Origin of the sequence: Paenibacillus sp. NPDC058367, assembly GCF_042723305.1 — a bacterium.
GTDB lineage: Bacteria > Bacillota > Bacilli > Paenibacillales > Paenibacillaceae > Paenibacillus_AQ.
The window spans coordinates 219378-243974 of sequence record NZ_JBHXIZ010000005.1; the positions used below are offsets into that span (position 1 = coordinate 219378).

The 24597-nt window shown below is 43.6% G+C and carries 21 protein-coding genes; 19 read left to right on the forward strand and 2 right to left on the reverse strand.

The window, feature by feature from the left end; all coding sequences use genetic code 11:
- The first annotated feature begins 7 nt into the window (after positions 1 to 7).
- The 18 genes from yfcE (at position 8) to ACFWMP_RS24360 (ending at position 18292) form a co-directional block, all read left to right on the forward strand.
- Positions 8 to 556: a phosphodiesterase gene (gene yfcE, locus ACFWMP_RS24275; protein WP_379424972.1), complete on the forward strand. Its 549-nt coding sequence runs from the start codon at positions 8 to 10 to the stop codon at positions 554 to 556.
- 145 nt (positions 557 to 701) lie between these two features.
- Positions 702 to 1730, forward strand: coding sequence for an agmatine deiminase family protein (locus ACFWMP_RS24280; protein ID WP_042184254.1), 1029 nt, complete (start codon positions 702 to 704; stop codon positions 1728 to 1730).
- A gap of 53 nt (positions 1731 to 1783) precedes the next feature.
- Positions 1784 to 2659 carry an N-carbamoylputrescine amidase gene (gene aguB, locus ACFWMP_RS24285; protein WP_339244415.1) on the forward strand — a complete coding sequence of 292 codons (876 nt, stop codon included), beginning with the start codon at positions 1784 to 1786 and terminating at the stop codon, positions 2657 to 2659.
- A 327-nt stretch (positions 2660 to 2986) separates the two neighbouring features.
- The gene (locus ACFWMP_RS24290; protein ID WP_042184258.1) at positions 2987 to 3433 is read left to right on the forward strand and encodes a tellurite resistance TerB family protein; all 447 of its coding nucleotides are present in this window, start codon (positions 2987 to 2989) and stop codon (positions 3431 to 3433) included.
- A gap of 126 nt (positions 3434 to 3559) precedes the next feature.
- Positions 3560 to 4156, forward strand: coding sequence for a TerD family protein (locus ACFWMP_RS24295; protein ID WP_042184259.1), 597 nt, complete (start codon positions 3560 to 3562; stop codon positions 4154 to 4156).
- Positions 4157 to 4185: 29 nt separating this feature from the next.
- On the forward strand, positions 4186 to 4761 hold the full coding sequence (locus tag ACFWMP_RS24300) for a TerD family protein (RefSeq protein WP_042184261.1): 576 nt from the start codon (positions 4186 to 4188) through the stop codon (positions 4759 to 4761).
- A gap of 79 nt (positions 4762 to 4840) precedes the next feature.
- Positions 4841 to 5422: a TerD family protein gene (locus ACFWMP_RS24305; protein ID WP_339244416.1), complete on the forward strand. Its 582-nt coding sequence runs from the start codon at positions 4841 to 4843 to the stop codon at positions 5420 to 5422.
- Positions 5423 to 5653: 231 nt separating this feature from the next.
- Positions 5654 to 6955, forward strand: a complete 1302-nt coding sequence (locus ACFWMP_RS24310; protein ID WP_149646266.1) for a TerD family protein — start codon at positions 5654 to 5656, stop codon at positions 6953 to 6955.
- A 26-nt stretch (positions 6956 to 6981) separates the two neighbouring features.
- Positions 6982 to 7722 carry a TerC family protein gene (locus ACFWMP_RS24315; protein WP_042123539.1) on the forward strand — a complete coding sequence of 247 codons (741 nt, stop codon included), beginning with the start codon at positions 6982 to 6984 and terminating at the stop codon, positions 7720 to 7722.
- 171 nt (positions 7723 to 7893) lie between these two features.
- On the forward strand, positions 7894 to 9105 hold the full coding sequence (locus ACFWMP_RS24320) for an HpcH/HpaI aldolase/citrate lyase family protein (protein WP_231573371.1): 1212 nt from the start codon (positions 7894 to 7896) through the stop codon (positions 9103 to 9105).
- A gap of 76 nt (positions 9106 to 9181) precedes the next feature.
- Entirely contained in the window at positions 9182 to 10492 is a 1311-nt protein-coding gene (locus ACFWMP_RS24325) for a phosphoribosyltransferase family protein (protein ID WP_379424973.1), read from the forward strand.
- Positions 10476 to 11627: a cysteine protease StiP family protein gene (locus ACFWMP_RS24330; RefSeq protein WP_339244422.1), complete on the forward strand. Its 1152-nt coding sequence runs from the start codon at positions 10476 to 10478 to the stop codon at positions 11625 to 11627. The genes ACFWMP_RS24325 and ACFWMP_RS24330 overlap by 17 nt, the downstream gene beginning before the upstream one ends.
- Positions 11624 to 12457, forward strand: coding sequence for an HAD family hydrolase (locus tag ACFWMP_RS24335; protein WP_042184268.1), 834 nt, complete (start codon positions 11624 to 11626; stop codon positions 12455 to 12457). Before ACFWMP_RS24330 ends, ACFWMP_RS24335 begins: the two co-directional genes overlap by 4 nt.
- Positions 12454 to 13509, forward strand: coding sequence for an ATP-grasp domain-containing protein (locus tag ACFWMP_RS24340; RefSeq protein ID WP_341126407.1), 1056 nt, complete (start codon positions 12454 to 12456; stop codon positions 13507 to 13509). The genes ACFWMP_RS24335 and ACFWMP_RS24340 overlap by 4 nt, the downstream gene beginning before the upstream one ends.
- A gap of 34 nt (positions 13510 to 13543) precedes the next feature.
- Positions 13544 to 14248, forward strand: coding sequence for a hypothetical protein (locus ACFWMP_RS24345; RefSeq protein WP_042193161.1), 705 nt, complete (start codon positions 13544 to 13546; stop codon positions 14246 to 14248).
- Between the two features lie 11 nt (positions 14249 to 14259).
- On the forward strand, positions 14260 to 15360 hold the full coding sequence (locus ACFWMP_RS24350) for a toxic anion resistance protein (RefSeq protein WP_042184271.1): 1101 nt from the start codon (positions 14260 to 14262) through the stop codon (positions 15358 to 15360).
- A 361-nt stretch (positions 15361 to 15721) separates the two neighbouring features.
- The gene (locus ACFWMP_RS24355; protein ID WP_042184273.1) at positions 15722 to 16510 is read left to right on the forward strand and encodes a formate/nitrite transporter family protein; all 789 of its coding nucleotides are present in this window, start codon (positions 15722 to 15724) and stop codon (positions 16508 to 16510) included.
- 150 nt (positions 16511 to 16660) lie between these two features.
- Complete coding sequence (locus ACFWMP_RS24360; protein ID WP_339799872.1) at positions 16661 to 18292, forward strand: ATP-binding protein; 1632 nt, start codon at positions 16661 to 16663, stop codon at positions 18290 to 18292.
- A 100-nt stretch (positions 18293 to 18392) separates the two neighbouring features.
- Here the strand turns inward: ACFWMP_RS24360 and ACFWMP_RS24365 are convergent, their stop codons facing one another.
- Together ACFWMP_RS24365 and ACFWMP_RS24370 are read right to left on the reverse strand one after the other, a co-directional pair.
- Entirely contained in the window at positions 18393 to 20720 is a 2328-nt protein-coding gene (locus tag ACFWMP_RS24365; protein ID WP_339244432.1) for a septation ring formation regulator EzrA, read from the reverse strand.
- 171 nt (positions 20721 to 20891) lie between these two features.
- Positions 20892 to 21035 carry a hypothetical protein gene (locus ACFWMP_RS24370; protein ID WP_167348483.1) on the reverse strand — a complete coding sequence of 48 codons (144 nt, stop codon included), beginning with the start codon at positions 21033 to 21035 and terminating at the stop codon, positions 20892 to 20894.
- Between the two features lie 292 nt (positions 21036 to 21327).
- Here ACFWMP_RS24370 and ACFWMP_RS24375 point away from each other — a divergent pair, with 292 nt between their 5' ends.
- On the forward strand, positions 21328 to 24450 hold the full coding sequence (locus ACFWMP_RS24375; protein ID WP_379424897.1) for an EAL domain-containing protein: 3123 nt from the start codon (positions 21328 to 21330) through the stop codon (positions 24448 to 24450).
- The last annotated feature ends 147 nt before the right edge of the window (positions 24451 to 24597 follow it).

The window sequence follows — 24597 nt, forward strand, 5'->3', positions numbered from 1 at the left end:
ATACATGATGAAGCTAATGTTTATTTCCGATATTCACGGTTCTTTATTCTGGTTAGAACGGGCTTTGGAAAAGGTAGAGGAAGAACAGCCAGACAGTCTTGTAATCGTAGGAGACTTTTTATATCACGGTCCCAGAAATCCACTGCCGAAGGGTTATGACCCGCAGGGAGTTGCTAATAAACTGAATGAATATAACAAAAAGAAGCCTATAACGGCAGTACGTGGTAACTGCGATGCTGAGGTAGACCAGATGCTGCTGCAGTTTCAGATGATGGGCGATTATGTGATGCTCCTGCATGAAGGCAGACGAATCTATGTTACACACGGTCATGGCTTTAGTATTGAGAATTTACCGGCACTATCTGAGAAGGATATCTTTATTCAGGGGCATACCCATCTTCCGGTTGCGGATGTAAAAGAGGGTGTATACGTGCTGAATCCCGGTTCGATATCGCTGCCTAAAGAGAATAACCCGAATTCCTATGGTATCCTTGAGGGTGGAGAATTCATCGTTAAGGATTTTGAGGGCGATGTGGTAAAAAGGATTACACTATAAGCTCAGTCAGATCACATGTGACCCGAATTCCTTCCAACATTATTAGTGTTCTAGGGAATTGAGCACTAGAACATATTATTGTATGATGAGGTAGGAGTTTTAGGGCAGGGCTGGCTCCAAATATAATAGTAAAGGTAGTTAACACATGAATCCTAAAGATTTGAACTATACAATGCCACCGGAATGGGGCAAGCATGAACGTACTTTTATCTCCTGGCCGGTGCAGGAATCTATGTGTTTCCCGGACAACCACGAGTCGGTATGCCAAGGTTATGCTGACATTATTACAGCTATTGCCGAGTTTGAACCGATTACGGTCATCGTTAACCCGGAGGACGTGGAAAAGGTAGAACGTCTGGTCAGCGGACCGAATGTAACGCTACTACCTATAAAGCATAGCGATGCTTGGTTGCGTGATAACGGGCCTACCTTTGTTGTTAATAAAGACGGCGTTCTAGCAGGCGTGAACTGGAAGTTTAATGCCTGGGGCGGTAAATATTCACCTTGGGATCTGGATGATGAGGTAGCTCCACAGATTCTCGAACACACACAAGTGACACGCTTTGATGCGCCGCTTGTGATGGAAGGCGGCTCGATTCATACGGATGGAGAAGGCACCTTGATTACTACAGAAGAATGTCTGCTCAATACGAACCGCAACCCGGATTTGAAGCGCGAGAATATTGAAGAGTACGTGCGCAATTATACAGGTACAGAAACTATTATCTGGCTTAAGCGTGGTCTAAGTGGTGATGAAACCGATGGTCATGTGGATAATATCGCTTGCTTCGCTGCTCCAGGTAAAGTCATTATTCAGGTCTGTGAGGATCCGCAGGATGAGAATTTTGAGATTACACAGGAGAATCTTCGTATTTTGGAGAATGCCATAGATGCCAAAGGGCGTAAGCTGGAGATCATCAAGATTCAGCAACCACCACGGGTGGATCATGATGGCAGCCGTCTGACGCTCAGTTATTTGAACTTCTATTTCGTAAATGGTGGAATTATATTGCCTGTGTTTGGCGGTACGGCGGTGGAAACAGATAAACTTGCCGAGGAAGTACTGGCTGGTTTGTTCCCGGAACGTAAGATTCGTACAGTTAACGGTATGGCGGTCATCACCGAGGGCGGGAACGTTCACTGCACTACGCAGCAAATGCCTGCTCAGCAATAATTGAAGGAAACTAAACGTCCAAAGGGACATTTATATATAAGGAGGACAGATTCTTGAGAAATGTAAAAGTAGCTGCGACGCAAATGAGCTGTTCCAGCAATATTGATGAGAATATCAGCAAAGCCGAAACATTGGTCAGAGAAGCGGCGGCACAGGGAGCACAAATTATTTTGCTGCAGGAGCTGTTCGAGACTCCGTATTTCTGCCAGAAAGAGAAGGCTGATTATTACGCATATGCAACAGAGCTTGAGCATAACAAAGCGATTAATCATTTCACAGCAATAGCCAAGGAACTGCAAGTGGTACTGCCAATCAGTTTTTATGAGAAAAAGAACTACGCACGTTACAATTCACTAGCTGTAATCGATGCCGATGGAACGATACTGGGCAAATACCGCAAGAGCCATATTCCAGATGGCCCAGGATATGAAGAGAAATTCTACTTCAATCCGGGAGATACTGGCTTTAAAGTATGGAACACTCGCTATGCCAAGATTGGTGTAGGGATTTGCTGGGATCAGTGGTACCCGGAAGCGGCTAGAGTGATGAGCCTGATGGGAGCAGAAATTCTGTTCTATCCAACCGCTATCGGATCAGAACCACAGGATGGATCGATCGACTCTAAGGATCATTGGCAGACTTGTATGCTTGGGCATGCAGCGGCTAACCTTATTCCAGTCGTTGCCTCCAACCGTATCGGTGAAGAAATTGATGAAGATTCTAGCATTAATTTCTACGGCTCTTCGTTCATTGCGGGACCGCAAGGCAATAAAATTGTTGAAGCAGGCCGAGGCGAGCAAGCTGTAATAGTGAGCGAATTTGATCTGGATGCTTTGGAAGTCGGACGGATCGAGTGGGGCGTCTTCCGTGATCGCCGGCCTGAGCTGTACAAAATGATTGGTTCTTATGATGGGGACATCATTCTTTAAAAGAATTCACAGTTAAATGTGCTAAAGGCATTGCTAGAGAGGATAGAATCTCTGGCAGTGCCTTTTTTGGTGTTTCAACGAGAAATACGGGGGTTCTTTGAACAGAGGAGCAATTGTTCGGAAATCCTGTGCAAGATCGGACACAATCTTTTCTATCAAAAGTGCTGTAAAAGTCTGGAAAAGTAGAATATTGATATTTTATCAGGTATATTAGAAGAGTAAACCGTGATTCAGGGATCTACTATGAAAATTCTGTCGGATACGTGGAGAGGAGGCTCTGGGATATCTTTTGTTATCATAATCTTGCAGTGATAGAAGGAGAAAACGATGAGCACATTTAAAAACTGGTTGAACACAACCAAAAACGGACTAACAGAACAAGTAAAGAAATTCAAAAATAAAGATTTCATGAATGCGGTAGTTGCGGGCTGCGCCTTGGTTGCTGCTGCCGACGGTAAAATAGAAGAAGCTGAAAAGAATAAAATGGCTGGTTACATGAATATGAGTAATGAGCTTAAGGTGTTTGACATGAGAGATGTCATTACCCAGTTCAACTTTTATGTAAGTAACTTTGAGTTCTCACCAGAAATCGGTAAGCAGGAAGCACTGAAAGCAATCGGTAAGTTTACCGGTAAACCAGATGTGGGACGTGTAATTGTGGGTGTGTGCTCAGCTATTGGATCAGCTGATGGTGATTTTGATGACAATGAAAAAGCAGTTGTGCGGCATATTTGCGGTGTCTTGGGATTAAACCCTGGTGAATTCAGTTTATAAATGATGTAATACCATATACATGAGTTCGGATGAAACGTATTTAGTTCTTTAGCGTATCACTCATATAACATCCAAAAGCTAGACTAATAGATGGTGATTCTTTTTAGGGAATGGAGGTACGTAAAGTTGGCTGGAATTAATCTGGTAAAAGGTCAGAAGATTGATCTCACAAAAGGTAATGCAGGCTTATCTAACGTAATTGTAGGTTTAGGTTGGGATCCGGCTGAGCCAGCTCGAGGATTCTTCGGTGTGAAGAAACAGGCCAACGTGGACTGTGACGCTTCAGCACTGATGTTGAACGAGAATGGTAAGCTAGTTAAGAAGGGTAACCTGGTGTGCTTCCATAACAAGCAAAGTCCTTGTAACTCTGTCATTCACTCCGGAGACAATCTCACGGGTGATGGTGACGGAGATGATGAGCAAATCATGGTTAACCTGAATGCCATTCCTTCCGATGTACACAAGGTTCTGGTAGTTGTGAATATTTATGATGCCACGAACCGTAAACAGGATTTCGGATTGATTAAGTCAGCTTATATCCGTGTGATAAACGCTGTAGGTAACAATGAGCTAATCCGTTTCAACCTATCTGATAATTACAATGGCTATACGGCGCTTATTTGTGGGGAACTTTACCGTCAAGGTGGAGAGTGGAAGTTCGCTGCAATTGGTGAGGGTAGTCACGCGGCACATATCAATCAACTGGCAGAACGCTACGTATAATCCAAATAAAAGAAAAGAGGAATGTTATCATGGCAATTAATCTATCCAAAGGTCAAAAGATCGATTTAACAAAAACAAATCCAGGTCTATCCAAAATCACAGTAGGTCTTGGTTGGGACACTAATAAATATGACGGCGGTAAAGATTTCGACTTGGACGTTTCCGTATTCTTGACTAATGCGAACAGCAAAGTTGAAAAAGAAACCAACTTCATTTACTTCAATAATAAACAGAACGAGAACGCTTCTGTTGTTCATACAGGTGATAACCGTACGGGTGACGGCGATGGTGATGATGAGCAGATTCAAGTGGATCTTCTGAGTATCCCAGCGGATGTAGAAAAGGTAGCTTTTACTATTACAATTTATGAAGCTGAAACAAGAAGCCAAAACTTCGGTCAAGTTTCTCGTTCTTATGTACGTATCGTAAATGATTTGAACAATGAAGAACTAATCCGTTTTGATTTGGGTGAAGACTTCTCTATTGAAACTGGCGTTGTTGTCGGTGAATTGTACCGTCATGGTGCAGAGTGGAAGTTCAATGCAATCGGTAGCGGCTACAAAGACGGCTTGAGCGGTTTGACTCGCGATTACGGCTTGCAATAAATCTTGAAGTATAAATCTTGTAGTATAAATCTTGTAGTACACAGTGAATTGAATCCACTCACGAAAGAAGGTTATGTCAGTGACGATCAGTCTTTCCAAAGGACAGCGGATTGATCTTACCAAGACTAATCCAGGTCTGACAAAGGTAGTAGTTGGATTGGGCTGGGACACTAATAAGTATAGTGGAGGTCAAGATTTTGACCTCGATGCTTCAGCGTTTCTGCTTCATGAAGACGGCAAAGCTAAAGGTACAGATGATTTTGTATTCTATAACAACCCAAATGGTGGCGCAGGCTCTGTAGTCTACACGGGAGATAACCGTACAGGAGAAGGCGACGGAGATGACGAGCAAATTATCGTTGATTTTAGCAAAGTCCCTGCCCATATTCAGCGTATTGGTATCACCGTAACGATTTATGATTACGAAACTCGTGCACAGAACTTTGGACAAGTCTCCAATGCTTTCGTACGTGTGGTCGATGCTTCCACAGATCGCGAAGTACTCCGTTTCGACCTGGGTGAAGATTTCTCAACAGAGACGGCAGTTGTATTCTGCGAATTCTACCGCAATGGTGCGGATTGGAAATTCCAGGCAATCGGTAGTGGTTTTGGCGGCGGTCTTAGTGCATTGTGTAAAAATTATGGGCTGGACGCGCAATAGCATCTTCCGGGCGGGGTCATCACCGATCCTGCCCTTTTTTTAATTCTTTATGGATTGCCTCACAAAGGAAATGGAATGGGTCTCGAAGTATAAACTCCACTTTGTGGGGTTATTTAAAAATATAAGTTTCACACGATACATTATGTCTTATATTTCTCGCTTAAACGCTTGCCGTCCTTATAAGGACGCCGAAGGCGTTATGATTGCTCCATTTATAAAGGTGGTGTAAGAATGGGTATTACAGTTGTCAAAGGACAAAAGGTTGATTTAACTAAAGGGAATCCTGGACTTGATTCTCTTATCGTAGAGATTGGCTGGCAATCGCCTTCTTCACTTGAGATTGATACTTCTGCTTTTCTGCTTGGAGCGCAAGGTAAAGTAAGCAAAGATGAGGATTTGATATTTTATAATAATCCGTCTACACCTTATATCAGATATAAGGAAATGCCTACATCAAACAGCCTCAAGCAATTTGACGTGGAACTAAACAAAGTTCCTTCTGATGTGATGAAACTCGCGTTTACACTTACCATTTATGATGGCGAGAAGCGGGGTCAAAGCTTTAGGCAGGTAAATCAGGCCTATTTTCGGATTCTGAATCAAGTAACAGGTGCGGAGCTTCTCCGATGTGATCTTGAAAATCATTTCTCCGTGGAAACGGCTGTTGTGGTAGGAGAATTATATAGATATAACGGTGAATGGAAATTCAGCGCCATTGCCGCGGGTTTTGCTGGTGGTCTACAGGAACTGTGTAGGAACTTTGGGATAGAAGCGAACGATGAACCGGCACCGACACCAATACCAGTGCCTAAGCCTGCTGCTCCACCGCAGCCAGAGCTTAAACGTCAATCAGCGCCGGTAGCGGAGCCTAAGATTCAGATTCCACCTCCTCCTGCAGCTGCGCCTTCACCTGTAACACCCCCTCCGGTCAATCTCAACCTGAAGAAGATCGAACTGAAGAAAAAAGGTGATTCGATCAACCTGAAGAAATCAGCTGGTGGTTTGGGCGAATTGCTAATTAACCTCAACTGGAATCAGAAGCAGGGTGGAGGGCTATTTAATCGTAAAAATGGTGTGGATTTAGACCTTGCTTGTCTATATGAGTTGAAGAATGGCAGTAAGGGAGTAGTTCAGGCGCTGGGCAATGCTTTTGGCTCATTGAACCAACCTCCTTATGTCATGCTTGATGGAGATGACCGGACAGGCTCTGTAACAACCGGTGAGAATCTGCGGATTAATGGCAGCAAAATTGCTGATATTGAACGGATTCTAATTTTTTCTTTTATTTATAAAGGTGTTACCAATTGGTCAGAAGCTGACGGTGTTGTCACGATTACCCAGAGTGGTGGCCCCGATATTATTGTCAATTTGGACGAGCATAACAACCGCAAAGGCATGTGTGCCATCGCGTTATTTCGGAATGTGAATAACGAGACATTCAGTGTTGAACGGCTGGTCCAATATTACAGTGGTCATCGGGAGATTGATGAGGCATATGGTTGGGGACTGCGCTGGGTTGCTGGCAGTAAATAGACGATTTTTTCGGAGGCGCAAGTGTAATGGATTGGTTCGCTGATTTTTTCAGGAATATTAGTGAGAACTACGGTCATTTTTTCTCATGGAGCGATGTGGTAGGTACGCTCTCAGACCCGGTTAGCTGGGGCATTATTGGTAGCTTAGTGCTACTAGAAGGGCTGCTCTCTGCAGATAATGCGCTTGTTCTCGCCGTCATGGTTAAGCATTTACCTAAAGAACAACAGAAGAAGGCGCTCTTTTACGGTATTATAGGAGCTTATGTATTCAGATTTTTGGCTATCGGTCTAGGGACATTTCTTATTAAATTCATGTTGGTTAAGGTTCTTGGTGCAGCCTATCTCTTTTATATCGCTTATGGCGGGTTATTTAAGGGCGGTGGCGATGAGAAGATCGAGAATAAGGGGTTCTCTTTTTGGAAGACGGTTCTCCTTGTTGAATTAATGGATATTGCTTTTAGTATTGATAGTGTTATTGCTGCATTTGGTGTTAGTAACCAGGTTTGGGTGCTCTTTATGGGCGGAATCATAGGCGTTCTGATGATGCGGGGAGTAGCGCAATTATTCTTAAAGCTTATTGATAAAATTCCGGAACTCGAGCGTGCCGCTTTTGCGCTTATTGCCATTATTGCTGGAAAAATGCTCGCGGGCGCTTTTGGGTACGAAATGCCACATGTATTATTCTTTTCAATCATTATTCTTGTATTCGGTGGTACGATCCTTTACAGCGTACTGCGTAAGAAAAAAGAAGCCCATAGAAATGCTTGATTTCAAAGCTAGTTGAACACTGCTGCTTTCAGGTAATCGTATATGTTTATAGCGTAGGCCTTCACTTATATATGAGAGAACCGGATAGGGTATAGCTGGTTCTGCCACTCTCTATAGGAGAGGCCTGCGCTTGTTTTGCTTGGCTTCGCAAAACTATAAGGGGGAACCATCTTGAGATACTTCGATTACCTGACGAAAGAACAAGAAATAGCCTTATTTTATAATCCGCCGATTTCATTTAACCATAATACTACGAGTAAAGATTTGCTGGCTCATGCTGTTGGAGCTGCTCTTTATATGCCAGCAACTCGTGCTAGTGTTCCCGAAGATATTTTGAAGCTTAAAAGTGCAGGACTTGTAACCGTTATTATTGATCTGGAGGATGCGATCGGAGATAACGAGGTTGACCATGCAGAGGAGTCTCTCATTCAGCATCTTATTTTTCTTGCCGCATATGAGGAGAACGAGCCAAGCGGGAGTGATAGTCTTCCGCTCCTCTTCATCCGAGTTCGTAACCCGGAGCAGCTGCGGCAGCTGATTTTTCGGTTAGGATCTTTGGTTACGATGTTAACAGGGTTTGTTTTCCCTAAGTTTTCGGTCGACAACGGAATCCAATATTTCGAGGCGATAGCCGATTACAATAGAACGCGCAGTTACTCAGATCCAGTGCTTTATGGCATGCCAATCCTGGAAAGTGCGCCTATTATTTACCGGGAGAGCCGGGTAGATAGTCTTTTATCTATTCGTAATTTGCTAGGCAACTACCGCGAATATGTGTTGAACGTTAGAATTGGAGCAACAGATTTCTCAAGTTTATTCGGACTGCGCCGTAGTCCTGATATTAGCATTTATGATCTTACCCCTATTCGAGACTGCATATCGGATATTATTAATATTTTTGGCAGAGTGGAAGAAGGGTATGTAATTTCCGGACCAGTCTGGGAATATTTTGCGAATAAAGGGCATCGGGTGCTCAGACCACAGCTACGGCAGACTCCGTTTGAGGACACCTATGGTAAAAACGGCCGCGACATGCGAAATAGTTACATTTCTAGCAGCATGGATGGGCTTATTCGTGAAGTGATTTTAGATAAAGAAAATGGGATCTTGGGCAAGACAATTATACATCCCTCACACCTCAGACCTGTTCAGGCCATGTACACGGTAATGCACGAGGAATATGTTGACGCCTGCAGTATCGTAGAGAGTAACGATGGTAGCCTAGGAGTCTTCAAGAGTCAATATTCTAATAAGATGAACGAGATTAAGCCGCATTTGAACTGGGCAAAACGGATTTTACTACGATCACAAATATACGGGGTGTTACATGAACAACAGCATTTTGTCGGATTATTACCCGAAAACGAATTTACACACGTATAACATAGTCGAGAACCTGCAGGTTACGGTTACCGAAACATCTAATCCCTTTCATTTGCCTGTGGATACTTTATTCTCCATGGCAGCCCGGATTAATAAGAAACGTTCCTTTTTGTTCGTCAGCAAGGTACTTGGTAAACATATTCCTGTTAATCCGTACACCTCTCTGCTAAGTGGTGCTGCATTAGCGCTGCTGTTATATCAGGAGATGAACGGTAATACTGCGGATAATGATAGGATGGAAGATTTATTAGATAAAGCTGTACACGGACTGATGCACCCTGAGTCTGCCAAGGAAGCCTATGAGCATTTATTAGCTGCAAGATTAGTTCTTCCTAGGCCTGTTGTCTTTATTGGTTTTGCTGAGACTGCAACTGCGCTGGGTCACAGTGTGTACAACATGTTTGCCGATGCAGCATCATATATTCATACTACCCGTGAACATATCATCGATTTGGAGTCCATTGTTAGCTTTGAAGAAGAGCATTCACATGCGGTTGACCATCTATGTTACGCCTTGAATACTAAGCTATTATCAGGGACTGAGCCGATTATTTTGGTGGATGATGAGATTACAACAGGGAATACAGCAATTAATACGATCCGTGATATTCAGTCCAAATTCCCTCGGGAGGAATACGTAGTCGTTTCTATTTTGGATTGGAGGAGCGGTAACAATCTTCATACCTATAGCGAATTAGAACAGGAACTGGGGATTCGGATTAAGTCCTTGTGTTTGCTTCAAGGTAGTATTGAAGTAAAAGGCACGCCTTTGCTAAATGCTAGGAATGACAAAGATTTGTTATCGTCTTCAGTGGAATCCGAAGTAGTGACCACTTATGTAGTGGACGGTTTAGAACGTCTGCAGGCAACATCCGTAGATTCATATGGTGACACCAACTCGTCTCCTTATGTGAAATACAGTGGACGTTTCGGACTGGAGTCGCTGAATAATGATGATCTTGATGTAGGAGTAACCCGGATAGCCGCACAGCTAAGAGAACTACGAGGGGGAGATTCTAAGACTCTAGTGATGGGTGTAGGGGAATTTATGTACCTTCCTATGCGGATAGCGGCTGAGATGGGGGAAGGCATTTCATATCAGTCCTCTACTCGCAGTCCAATCCACCCTGAACGTCGACCAGATTACGGAGTGCATAGTGCTGCCGCATATCCTTCAGCTAGCGATCCGGAAATTACAAACTTTATTTATAATGTGGATTCTGATCAGTATGATGATATATTCGTGCTGATTGAGCGTGATGTACCGCATGAACGAATGAAACCCATGCTTGATATACTGAAGACACTTGCCCGCCATAAAGTGCATCTTATTGTACTGACTCCTGAAGGAAGAAGTGGAGGCCTCCAGTATGAAGGGAACAAGTAATCATAAAGTCATGGACAAAAAAATAGCAGAACCGGTTCCGCTAGGTAGCTATCCACCGTCAGATGTTACGTTTCTGCTCAAGGATCTTAGTGACGTTTCGCTGGAGCTGGCGACAGAGGAAAGGGAGGAAGCTATTCAATCCGGTGTCCATTATTCTGAGATGTTGCCCGTTGAATATCAGCCTACCGAGCAGTATATCGACTTGTTTCATGAGACGCTGCAGCAATCAGCTAAGAAGGTTGCTTTAGCTGTTGCCATTGTTTCTGAGATGATTGTCTCAAGAAGAGGACTAAGTACGGTGCTTGTCTCTTTAGCTAGAGCAGGAACACCCATTGGTATACTGATTAAGCGTTATATAGCTGAGAGATACAAGGTAGACTTGCCGCATTATAGTATTTCTATTATTCGAGGAAAAGGTATAGATGAGAATGCGATACTTTACATTCTGCAGAAGCATGGACTTGATGCTGATTTGCAGTTTGTGGATGGGTGGACAGGAAAAGGGGCTATCCGTGGGGTGCTGATTGATTCTTGCAACACCCTCTATGAGAAGTATGGTATTCGCTTAAATGATGATCTTGCCGTATTGGCTGACCCTGGAAACTGTGCAGGCATGTTTGGGACTAGAGAAGACTATCTCATTCCTAGCGCCTGCTTAAACTCCACCGTTTCAGGGCTGATGAGCCGAACGGTGTTACACGCTGATCTCATTGGTCCTGAGGAATTTCATGGTTCAAAGTTTTATAAGGAGTGGCTGGATGCGGACGAGTCCAATGTATTTATTGATACGATTTGCCCGTATTTTCCTTCTATAGTAGCAGAAGCGAAGAATATTGCTGGACAGATGCTGGAGCATCCGCCAGAAATCACTTGGCAGGGTCTTCGTGATATTCAGAGTATTCAGGAGACTTTCGGTATAGATAACATTAATCTGATAAAGCCGGGAGTCGGCGAAACAACCCGCGTATTACTGCGCAGAGTACCTTGGAAAATTCTTGTCGATACTATGGATAATCCGAATCTAAAGCATATTCTTCTCTTAGCGAAGGACCGGGGCGTTCCTGTTGAGATCTTTCCTGGGATGACGTACTCCTGCTGCGGAATAATTAAACCGCTGAAGGGGGAGACAGAATGATATATGCTAGTGATCTAGATCGTACTTTGATCTATTCTTTAGGTGCCATAGGTGTGCCGGAGAATACTCCAGGTTTAATTCCGGCGGAAATAATAGAGGGAAAGACGAGATCCTATATTTCGCAGCAAGCATTAAATCAGCTGATGGATCTGAACACGCGGATTATTTTCATCCCGGTTACTACGCGTACGATACAACAATATAAGCGTATTAATCTGTTTCAAGAGACGGTCATACCTGACTATGCGGTTACAAGCAATGGGGGAAATATCCTAATCGGTGGAGTTGTCGATAAGGAATGGAGAGAATCAATCGGTAGATTGGTAGCTCGTCACTCTGCTGGGGCTGAAGAGGTTAGATCATATATCAAAGCGGTTGTACGTGAGGATTGGATCATTAGTGAGAATTATTGTGATGATCTATTCTATTCCTTCATGGTTTATCGGGATCAGTTGCCTTTAGATGAAATCACTAATTTATCAGATCGGCTCTATAATCTCGGCTGGAGAGTTTCTTTACAAGGCCGCAAGCTGTACGCTGTGCCGGCTGCCGTGAACAAAAGCGATGCTATACTCCATTTGCGGCGCACCGTTCGCTCTGAACCAATGGTGGCCTCCGGGGACTCACTGCTAGATAAGAGTCTGCTTGAGAGTGCCGACTATGCTATTGCCCCTTGCCATGGTGAAATATTTGCAGAGCAACAGAGTGGTCTTGTAAAATCAAGATATCCATTTACGAAAGAATCAGGTGTATTTGCTGGAGATGAGATTTTGCAGTATGTAAATATGATCTATAATAATCTAACTGCATTGGGAGTGGGGCCACTATGAAAAAGGTAAATATTTATTTCAATCGTTGGTTTTCCGTGGCTTACCATTATATGAATCTCCTCCGCAATAACGAGGATGGTATACCGGTTCAAATCTTTGCGACACACCCGGATATCCGCCACATGTCGCTACAAGGTGCTGACTTTGCTGAAACCGAGCCGGCGCTGAAGGGAATAGAATATGTTCAGTTTTGCGTTGATTTCTGTCGGCGTAATGAGATCGATGTTTTTATTCCACGGTTGCATATGCTTGATATTGCTCTCCATGCGGCAATGTTTGATGCGATTGGTACAAAGGTTCTGGTATGTAGAGATCTTGATTTGCTGGAGTCCATTATGGACAAAGGTAAATTTTACGAGAATGTTAGTGAGCAAGGCATTATGAGTATCCCAGATTATCATGTGGTTAGTACAGCGGAGCAGTTTAAAGAGGCATACGAGGACCTTGTTGCCAAGGGACATCGTGTTTGCTTTAAGCCTACTGAAACAGAAGGCGGGTTAGGATTCCGTATTATCGACAATACCCGCGATCCTCTTCAAGAGCTTTTTGGGTATGTAACTCCATTGATTACGTTTGATGATGCCTATCGTATTCTTGCAAGCAAAGAGACCTTCCCTGATTTGATGGTGATGGAATTACTGGAGGGTTACGAGTATAGTATAGATTGTCTGGCAGATGAGAACGGTAAGCTGTTAGTAGCTGTGCCACGTCGAAAAGTGGGTGGTCGTCTGCGATTGATGGAGCATATCCCTGAACTGGAGGAGATTGCAGCTAGAGTTGCAGAAGTTTATAAGATCCCCTTCAATTTCAATATTCAAATGAAATACAATGGAGATATTCCAAAGCTGTTGGAAATTAACCCACGAATGTCCGGTGGACTGCATATGTCATGTCTGTCAGGGATTAATTTTCCTTATTTAGCCGTCAAAAGCGCACTCGGTGGCGAGGTTCAGCCTATGAATTTTGAAGGTGATGTATTGGCTAGCCATCTGGAGCAACCGATGATTATGAAAATAAACGGCCAATCTGTCATTCCGGATGCCGTGAATTGAGCGTTCATAAAGTCGCTCACAAGAGGTGAGAACAATTCAGTTTAAATCGAAAGTATTGCTTTACGCCGGTATCGGCTACGTTGTTGCTGTATTAACGAGTTCTTTTCTTCCCGAATTCATTTCTCTGCTGTTGCCTTTAGCGGGTGCGGGGATAGGTGCTCTGGTAACGAGAAGTCCAAGAACCAATCTCCCAGCGGAGGTGTTGCCAGCAGGCCCTGTGACGACACCTATTGCTAAGGCACCCGCTGCGAGTGCTCCTCAATTAAGCAACACGACAAATGATACTACATCAGGTAATCACAGCTATGACGGTAGGACTGAGAGCGCGGTGAAGATTGGACCGGAGTTCGCTCCGGTTGTGGAGTATCTTAGCATTCTGGAAGATATGATTATCTCAGAAGGGCAGAAGGATACGCTGGACAATGAAATTGTCGAGAAATCATTGGCGCTCTTCGCGAGGCTTCAACGTGTAATTCCACTGCTGCAGGAGCTGAATAACGGCGAGATTAATCATACGGTCCGCAGATTGATTCTGAAGGATTTGAATGGTGTAATCAACCCGTTCTTACGCCTAGGCGGTGAAGCAAAGACGAAGAATCGGAGAATGCTGCTGAACGGTCTAAGAGATGTCGATTCCAAAATATCGGATATTGCGTCCACGATCGAACATAAAGACCTGATGGAACTTCAGACGAAGGCGGAACTGATTCATCAGCGGTACAGCAGTTCCGAACTATAGGAGGGAATCCCATGTCCACGCAGTTGATCCAATTAAAAAAAGAAGATGAACAAAAGGTTGTCGAGGAAGCGGCACAATTAATTGAGAAGGTATCCCAAACGGATACTGTTACACTGGATTCCTTGATGGATGATATCGGTAAGCTTGGGGTTAAGACGCAGGAAAAAGCAGGACAAACCTTGAAGCTGCTGGATCGCCCGGTGAATGACCTGATGTCAGGTAAACGCGTTGAAGTGCCTAATATGATTATGAAGCTGCGGAATGAGTGTGAGAATCTGCAGCAAAGTAAGAATGTGAGCTTCTTTGGCAAGATGCTACGCAAGAGTCCGATGAAGAACTATGTGTACAAATATCAGTCGGTCCGCACGAACATTGATGCCATTGTTACAGGGCTTCGCGATGGTAGAGATACCCTCGAAGAGAGCATTGTAAATATGCGTCAGCTGAAACGTACTTCCATGGAAGAGATCTATAACCTACAGACCAAAATTGCTTTCGGCACTAAGTTGAAAGAGTTGTTCGAGGTAGAGATCGCGAAGCCTGAGAATGAGTACCGTAAAGCTTATCTGGAGCGCGGTTTGCGTAAAGTGATGGTTCGAATTCAGTCGATGACAGAAATGATTCTGCTGTACAATCAAGCAATTGCTGCTACAGATATTATTAATGACAATAATGACAAGCTGATTGATTCCGTGAATAACGCTATTGATAAGACCTCTAATCTGATCACGGTGTCGGCAATGATTGCGATGTCTTTAGCGGATCAGGAGAACGTCATCAATGCTGTAGAAGCGACGAATAAGACGATTGAAGATCAATTTAAAGAAAATGCACGTCTGCTGCGTACCACAACAGAGAAAACCACCGAGTTGCTGTCTAAGCCTTCTATGTCTATGGAAGCTGTGAATCAAGCGATCGGTGATCTGCTTAGCGCATTAGACACTTCAGAACAGTCCAACCGTCGCATTATTGAGAGCTGCCAGGATTATACGTCTAAAATGACAGCAATCAATACTCAACTGGGCAATCGTTTAGGACTAAATGAGGCGGACAAGCCTCAGGCACTGAAGCAAGGAGAGGCTGAGAGTCAACTGAGCAGTTTCTTGAACTAAATTGTTTCTGACAATAATAAAAATACAGAGAATAGATTGAGAAGCCTGTTGAATTCATTCAACAGGCTTTTTTAAACGCCAATACTCAATCATAAAGCCCTATCTTCACACATAAGTTGTCACAAGACTACATGTGGAGGAAGTGAGGATAGGCATATGATCTTAGGGTGCTTGATACTCGTGCTTATCATCGTAGCCAGTAGTGAAAGAGCAGAAGCGATTGCAAAAATGAATGAGGACACTTAGGATTTTTACCATGATTTGGTTCAAGTAATTTCCAGCTGGTTATTGGGTATAATAACGCAAGATTGCACGATTAGCCCATAACTAGCTGGAAAACCCAAATTCCTAAGGAGGTCACATGGAGAACGAGGCGCTGCTACAGGTTGAACAATTAGCACTTAAGAAACAAAAGATCTATCGGCAAAGTATATTGCGCTATATTGCCAGAGCCATGCTGGCCAGTATGTTTATCGGGTTCGGCGTAATTGTAGCATTCAAGACAGGCAACTACTTCTATATGGAGCATTCACCATTTGCGTATCCAATGGCTGCGATTACTTTTGGAGCAGCGATCATCCTAATCTCATACGGGGGAGGGGACTTATTTACCGGAGATACTTTCTACTACACGTACACTGCTTTGAGACGCAAAATGAAATGGTCCGAGGTTGTACGCATGTGGATCATGAGTTATATAGGTAACATTCTTGGTGCTGCTGCATTTGCACTGTTGATTTTTTTAACAGGCCTGTTTTACAGTTCTGATGTAAATGGTTTTTTACTATATGTGGTTGAGCATAAAATGGAGGCTCCGGCAGGTCAGCTTTTTTTCCGTGCTATCCTCTGTAACTGGCTCGTTTGTATGGCTTTTTTCATCCCGATGAATATAAAGGGCGATGGGGCCAAAATGTTCGCAATGGTCTTATTCGTATTCTGTTTTTTCATCTCTGGTTATGAGCATAGTATTGCCAATATGTGTACCTTTGCAATTGCATTAGTCCTTGACCATCCCGGAACGGTTTCGTGGGGCGGTGTGGTACATAATCTTGTGCCCGTTACAATCGGAAATCTAATTGGTGGTGGAGTTCTGATGGGGGTTATGTATTATTATGTGAACAAACCTTTTCTGGATGATCCGAAACATTAAGAAGAAATAATGTGAATCCGCAACTTCGCTCTTTAAAAGGGCGGAGTTTTTTTGTGCTGCAAGAAATTTATTCGCATTGGGATATTTTGATTTTTTAGGGTTCAAAAGGATTAGGGGGAAAGAAGTAGAATACATATTAGTATTACAAAATTGAAGATTCATACAGAATGGGGTAAGGCTTTGGAAAAGACAACAGGGGTACTGACGGATGAGACTATCATTAAGGCTTCCAATCAGCATTGCATTGATCAAGGAATAGACCCTGAGCAGCCTCCTATTTTTCCAAAATGTTATGCTGCAGATGAACTGGGGTCGCAACTCCGTGTATATAGTGAAGTGATTGAGGTTATTGATTTTTTCGTAAACAAGTTTCTTTCTTCAGTAAAAGGTAATCCGATCCTTGTTACCATATCGGATGATGCAGGTTATCTATTGGCGTTCAAAGGGGATCCGACGATTATTGATCTCGTAGGGCAGGTTGGCATCAAAGAAGGTGTGCAACTAAATAAAGAAGTGGGTACAAATTCAATTGCGTTGTGTCTCGAACACCATCGGCCTTTTCAGTTGAAGGGACAAGACCATTATCATCAAATTCTTCATCGTTTAGTGTGCTGCACGGCTCCTTTTTATAAAGAGGATGGGCTTGAAATATTGGGGACGATATCATTTATGGCGGATATAGATGTGGCGCATCCCCACTTATTGCCATTGCTCTGTACCATGGCTGACTCCATCGAACGCGAGATTTTGCTGCGTAGAGGGAATGCTGAGCTTCAGCTTTTAAATCGAATCCTATTGGATACCAATTATTTGGGTGTTATTATAACGGATGAACTCGGAACGATCGTCAATATAAATGAGAACTGCTTAAACATGCTTCATTTGGATGGTGAACATCAAGAATCTGTTATCGGTGCCAGTGTCTTCGAAATTCGAAATGTTGGCTCTTATTTTCAGCATGTCATTCTTCAGCAAGAGGCATGTGCTGGGCTGGAAGTGATTCAGGAGAGCAACGGTTTGTTTGAACATTATATGCTGGATGTGCTTCCGGTTTATGATTCGAATGCATGTTTAGCTCGTGTGATTGGGAGTCTTCGTAATATCACAGAGATGAAAAAAACGGAAGAAGTGCTGCGCAATACAGAGAAGCTAGTGGTTGCTGGACAACTAGCCATGAGTATTGCACATGAGATTCGCAATCCGCTAACTACAGTCAAAGGAATGCTTCAACTGGCCAATAAAGATTCGCAACTGCTACATTATGATCTTATTATGTCAGAAGTAGAAAGAATGAACCTCATTGTGAGTGAGTTCCTCATACTAGGTAAACCGCAGGCCGCGCATTATAGGGTAGAACAATGTAGCACGATTCTGCAGGAAGTGCTCAGCATCTTTGCGATTCAAGTGGAGATGAATAATATATCATTGAACACGCAATTCCATTTTGATGCGAATATCTTGTGTGATCGCAATCATATCAAGCAGGTCTTCCTAAACATCCTAAGAAACTCAATGGAAGCCTTACCCTTTGGCGGAAGCATTACAGTTGCCCTAGATGTGGAGAATGGCTTCCAGAAGATTACCTTCACAGACAACGGAGAGGGTATGAACCAGGAAGTACTGGAGAAATTAGGCCAGCCTTTTCACACGACCAGAGGTGATGGTAATGGACTGGGAATCATGATTGTTAAAAAGATAGTATCTGCACATAGAGGGCGAGTGGCCATAGCGAGTGAAGTGGGCGTAGGTACGGCCGTTACGATTTATCTGCCAATAAAATAAAGGGCTTGTCTTGGTTATTTCTTCGTCATGCAAGCAGTAATTCATAATAAAAGACTCTTCCGCCCAAGCAGGCTGGAAGAGTCTTTTGTTTGGAGATAGTCTACCACTTGGATCCGCCTGATGAATTTCGGCCGGACTTCCCTCCGCCGCCCCAAGAAGATCCGCCGGAGGATCTGCCACCGCTGCCGCCGCCACCCCAGGAGGAGCCACCGGAGGAGCGTCCTCCACCGAATCCACCTGATGAAGGTGGGCCAGAGGACATTCGCTTGCGAGCCTGCGCGCGACGTTGCTGTTCTCTCATCATAGCTAATTGAGCTAATCGTTCTTCTTCTTCCTTCTGACGAACGAGTCGGTTCGCTTCATTCACAAAGGAAGTGATCTGTGAATCATAAGAACGGCCAAGGGACTCCAGTTCCTCAAGATTATAAGGCCGGGATGCCAGGCGATGATCCAGTGCACTGTATTCCGGCAGTAAGGATAGCTCGAAGTGAATTCTAGAAGATAACCCTCTGCTATGCAGCATTCGTTGGGTCGTTTCCACCCGGCTTTGCCCTTCGGAAAAGAGGCGAGTGACCTTATCCAGTCTTTCATGAAGTGCATTTAGACTTTCTGAGACACCATCGAACTGCCTTGCAGCTTCATCTAGGAGGGATAGCAACTGTTCTAGCGCATTGTGGGCCTTATCATATTCGCCGCGCTCATCACTGGTCCAATTCTCAATCTGCGCTACTTCACTAGCACCTTCCCGAAGGCGTGTACTCCACTCTGTAAGGATGTTCTCCACAGTTGATACATGTTGTTCTTCAAAATACATACGTGCTTCGGTAATCTGGCTTTGCAGTCCGTCTCGCCGCTGTTTTAATTGGCTCCATTCGGTGCGGAATGTCTCTAAATCTCTGCGGTTGTTCTGCCGAAGGAGTGCTTGTTGTTCTGTCATAGCAACAGCCTCATCCAGGAGAAGGTCAAGAGTGGCGCCAATCTTGCGCACCTCATCCATATCTCCAACACGCAGCGGCGCTTCAAGCGTCAGCGATTCTGTGCGGGCCTGCTCCAGACGGTCAAATGGTTTTACCTTCATGTTGTGAAGTGAATTCTGCTCGATGATGTTTGTGATTTTGGTACGGGCTGCAGCTAATACCGTAGGGAACTGGTTTAGCTTATCATCGTAGAGATCGACATCCTTCAGGTCTTGTTCAATCTTTTCTTGGCGATCTTGTGCATTCTCGGTAATTTCTTGTGCGGCGATAGGGTCAAAAAGCTCCAATTGATCTGCCTTTGAGGTCTCCTCGGCAAGCTCCTTGAGCTCTTCTACAATTTCTTGAAGTGCATAGCCAGTTTCTTTAACCGCACCTTGTAGCTGCTCTTCAAGCTCTGGTGCATCCTCTTTCAGCTCTGTAATTCGTTGTTTAACATTGCGATCAGCTTCACTGATGACAGCAATGTTCTTCTCTTCCTCCTCAAGCGCTGCGCGGAAGGAGTCCTCTGTCTGCTGTAATTGTTCCACGGCTGCCTTAAGGGCAGTCAAACGATAAAAGGGTGGCTGTACACCTTGCCCATCATTTTGCAGTGAAGAGATTTCAACGAGCTTTGCAGAGAGTCGTTTTGAAATGCCTTCTACCAGTACCTCGGTTTTTCCCTGAACGATCCCTTGAAATGGCTTTAATGACTCCAATGCTCGATTCGCCCGTACTAGCAAATCGGATAACTGCTCTTGTTGTGCGTTTAGCTGTTTGCGTCGACGTAGACCTGTGATCACAATAAATAGCACAAGTAGTATTAGTACGATTCCGATTAGAATGGCGGCAATCGTAAACATGGAGCTACTGGAGCTGCTTCCTGTACTGACCGAATTCCCAGGTTTACCGGAGGTTCCGTTCCCTGAACCGCTATTCGTACTGCCAACTGCGCTACCGCTTCCTGCACTTCCTCCAGCATTTCCGGTACTCTCCCCGATGGAATGGACCGCTTTAATTAAAGCCTTTGTCCCTCCAGCGAAGTCTCCTTCTCTGGCATAAGGGATGAAATAAGTATCAAGCAGCGCTGTAATGGCAGCACTTCCTGATTTCCCTCCCTGATTTTGGGACCAGGCATTTAACGAGGTTTGAAAGCCAGGATTGTTAAAATTAAGTTCAATGGACTGATCGCCAGCAGAGATCAGCAAGAGAATATCGCGAGTGGACAGTCCCCATGAGGCGTAAGTATCCTCGGCGTATCTATCGGCCGGAGTACCGTTTAAGGAATCTACGGTGAGTACATGCATAGTAACGAGATCTCCAGTGGCAGCAGCAGAAATGGACGTCGCTTCTGCGGAACTAAACATTCCAGCTTTATCGGTTACTAATCCCTGTTGAGCAGGGATTTCGGCGGCGTATGCAACGGGTATCCATAACACGCTGATCAATAAGAATAAAGCTAAATACTTTTTCAAGCTGACACGCTCCAATCTGAAGGACTTTGTATTCAATATATTATGCTGATAATTATACTATATCATTAACCCTCACGTGACGCGGGGATACTCTTATTCTTACATGGCTGCCAATCATACAAGCAAAAAAAGCCGCATTCCCTAAAGGAATGCGGCGAATATTCAGAAAGATTATCTTGTCGGCAGACAAAGAATGTATTGCAATCTGGATTTAATTTCTTTTTGCCATTTTAAATCTCCAACTTTAACGGCAAGATTGAGCAGATCCAGATAATCGTCAACCTGTAGTGTTGTTCGGGTAGAGGTAACGTTCATGGGTGATCAGTCTCCTTTTAACTTAAATATTGTAAAGTGAAATCAATAACTTATTTAATAATGATAATCATTATCAACTTGTATCATTATTGCTATTATCCACATTTTCCATCTAAAAAGCAATATAAAAATGTAGCATCCGTAATTTTATATAATTTACAAAGGGAAGGGTTCATTGCTGGGATTTGCGTATATTATGTGACGAGGAAAGAAAAAGCAGGGGTATTGCCATATTTTGTCGAATAACATTTAGGATATTACTGTAAATTCAGTAAAAAGGGGGGGATGAGCGATGAAGCAGTGCAGACTGTTGCTTCTGATTAGCATTCTATTTATGCTCTTACCTCCTACTGCCATTCACGCCGAAAGAAAGGAGATCGAATATCAAGTAGAGCTGGAATATCCACCTTATAAATATATAAAAGATGGGTACATGACCGGTTTTGATATTGAATTGAGTAATATGATCTTTGAGAAGCAGGATTACGATGTCCACTACAGTACAGGGAAGTGGCCTGATGTATATAATCGGCTCGTTCAGGGAGATATCGAAACAGCGGGTCTAATGGCAGTAACGGAAGGACGAAAACAAGAGTTGTTATTTTCGGAACCTGTTTTCAAAAGCTATATTTCAATCTACGCAAGGCGAGGGCTTAAGGGTGAGGTCGATTTAAATAAGCTTGGAGGTTATAAGATAGGTCTAGGAAACGGGCAGTATTCTGAAACAGTACTGAACGGGAAACTGGGAATTAATGATTACGTAGAATATGCAACGATTCCTGAAGCCTTGGAGGCTTTAGAAAAAGGGGAGATTGACCTTCTATTTGAGAATCAGGAGGTGGTCGATTATCTGCTCGTTGAACAGGGGAAGACGGACAGTATTATTAAGAAAATGAATGATCTTTATCCCAGGGATGTGGCTTTTGCAATCAATAGGTCTACACCGGAGTTAGTTTCTTATGTTAACGAGAGATTGGTGGAATTACAGCATTCGGGTGCTTTTGAAGAATTGTACCAGAACTATTTCTTCGTTCATTCTGATTATTATAAAGGCATGATCCACAAAAGATGGGTTTACGGAGCAATCCTTCTATTCTGTCTTCTTATGCTGGGTGGAGTCCTGCTTAAAATGAATATTAATCGTTTACGGCGTGCTGTTTATTCAGAGCATCAATTTTTTGAGGATGTTATAGAGCATAGTGGTATGGTAGTTTGGGCGGTGCAGGCAGATAAAAAGGTAGTGCGGTTTAACAAGTTTGCTGAGCGGATGACGGGTTTAAGCGAAAAAGAGGTGCTGGGAGTAAATATTGAGGATATCGATGGTCTAAAAGGTAGTACGGCTGCAATCCGTGATCTTTTGATGCGGGCAATACGGAATGAATATGTTAACAACGTAGAAATTAAGCTCCCAGACCAGTCATCTGAAGCGCGATATTTCTCATTCCGGACAGCCTTATTAAAAGGACTTGATAAGCAAGCAGCCGATATCTTTGTACTTGTAGGTGTGGATATCGATAATCGTAAACAAAATGAGCTGAGGCTACAGCTAAGTTATAAGGAATTGGAAGCTACATACGAAGAGCTCTCAGCGACAGAGGTCGATCTACAGGAACAATTTAATAGGCTTCAAATCAGTGAACGACGTTTCCGGCTCACCACAGAAGGTTCTGGTGCATATATGTGGGAGTTTGATTTGGAGGCGAGACGATTTCATTTATCAGACCGATGGTATGACCTCATAGGTTACACGAAGGATGAAATCAACTCGTTTGAAGAGGGAGCTTTTAGTATTGTTCATCCCGATGACATAGCTTCAACCCGTAAGCTTAAACATGATCACCTGGAGGGTGTTACACCTATTTTCGAAACGGAGTTCCGCATGATTACCAAAGACAATCAAATCGTGTGGTTTGAAGTTAGGGGTAAGGCTACCGTTAATCCAAAGGATGAAGTTCTATTATTTATGGGCTCCTTGATTGATATCAGCGAGCGGAAGCAAGCGGAGCTTAATTTGAGCAACAGCTACCAAGAACTTGGGGCGACCTATGAGCAGCTCACGACCACTCAACAGGAGCTTCTGGTACAATATAATATGCTTCTAGACAATCAGAAACATATGCATCGTCTGGCTTATGTGGATGCGCTTAGTAACTTACCTAACCGTTTATGTCTGCTGGAGACCATGGAGAAGTATCTAAAGCATCCGGGAGGGAAATTTGCACTACTGTTTTTAGATTCAGATAATTTCAAATACATCAACGATACCTTAGGTCATAAATCCGGGGATGTACTCATCCGGAAGGCAAGTGAGAGATTGCAGTCACTGATGCGGGAAGGAGATATGCTCTCACGGCTAGGTGGAGATGAATTTGTTATTTTTATTAAGGATACAGAGGACCGTGAGGCTGTATTGAATCTGGCAGAGCGTATAATGAGAGCGTTCAGGCAGTCCTTTTTAATAGGAGAGAGTAATCTGTACGTCTCGCTAAGCATCGGGATTTCCTTTTATCCAGAGGATGGAGAGACGGCCGAGCAAATTTTGAGTAATGCGGATGTGGCGATGTACCGTGCTAAAGAGGATGGCAAGGGAACTTATGTAGTCTATAACAAATCGATGCATACAGCGTTTAATGAACGAATGAATATAGAGAAACATTTGCGCAGTGCAATGAACAATAATGAATTTGAACTGAACTATCAGCCCCAGATGGATATCGAATCCGGATTCATCTCAGGCTTTGAAGCATTAATTCGTTGGAACAGCCCATCGCTTGGTTCTGTATCTCCACTTTCGTTTATAAAAATTGCTGAGGATTCCAGACTGATCATCGATATTGGTGAATGGGTGCTTCGTGAATCTTGCATCTTTATGAAAGGTATTCAAGATCGTACAGGTATTCCTTATAAAATATCGGTCAATATTTCGATTATTCAGCTATTCCAGAACGATTTTATCGAGATGGTACAGGATAGTCTGGCAGTAAGTGGCCTAAATCCAAGCTGTCTTGAGCTGGAAATCACGGAGTCTATTTTTATGAAATCATTTGAGAGTATTCTGGGTAAGCTGCAGTTTCTTAAATCTAAGGGCATTAGTATCGCCTTGGATGATTTCGGAACGGGTTACTCATCACTTAGCTATTTGCAGCAATTGCCGATTTCAACGCTCAAGATGGATAAAACCTTTATTGATTCACTCTCAGAAAAAGCTAACAGCCAGTCTTTTGTGCAGTCCATTATACAGTTGGGGCATAATATGGGACTCAAAGTTGTAGCAGAGGGTGTAGAAGAGGTTATTCAGATGGATTTGCTCAAGCAATTAGGCTGCGACAAGGTTCAAGGCTACCTGATTAGCAGACCTGTGCCGAAGCAGGCAGTCGTAGAGCTTTTGGAAACACAGAGGCGCTATGGGATTTAGCAGTCAGATTCAAACAGATGAACACAAACAAGCCCGTGAAAAGATCCGTGGGCTTATTTGTTCAAATATAAGAATTTATAAGTCTCACGCTATATATTATCCTTATATTTCTCGCATAAACGCTTACCGTCCATTAGGGACGTCGAA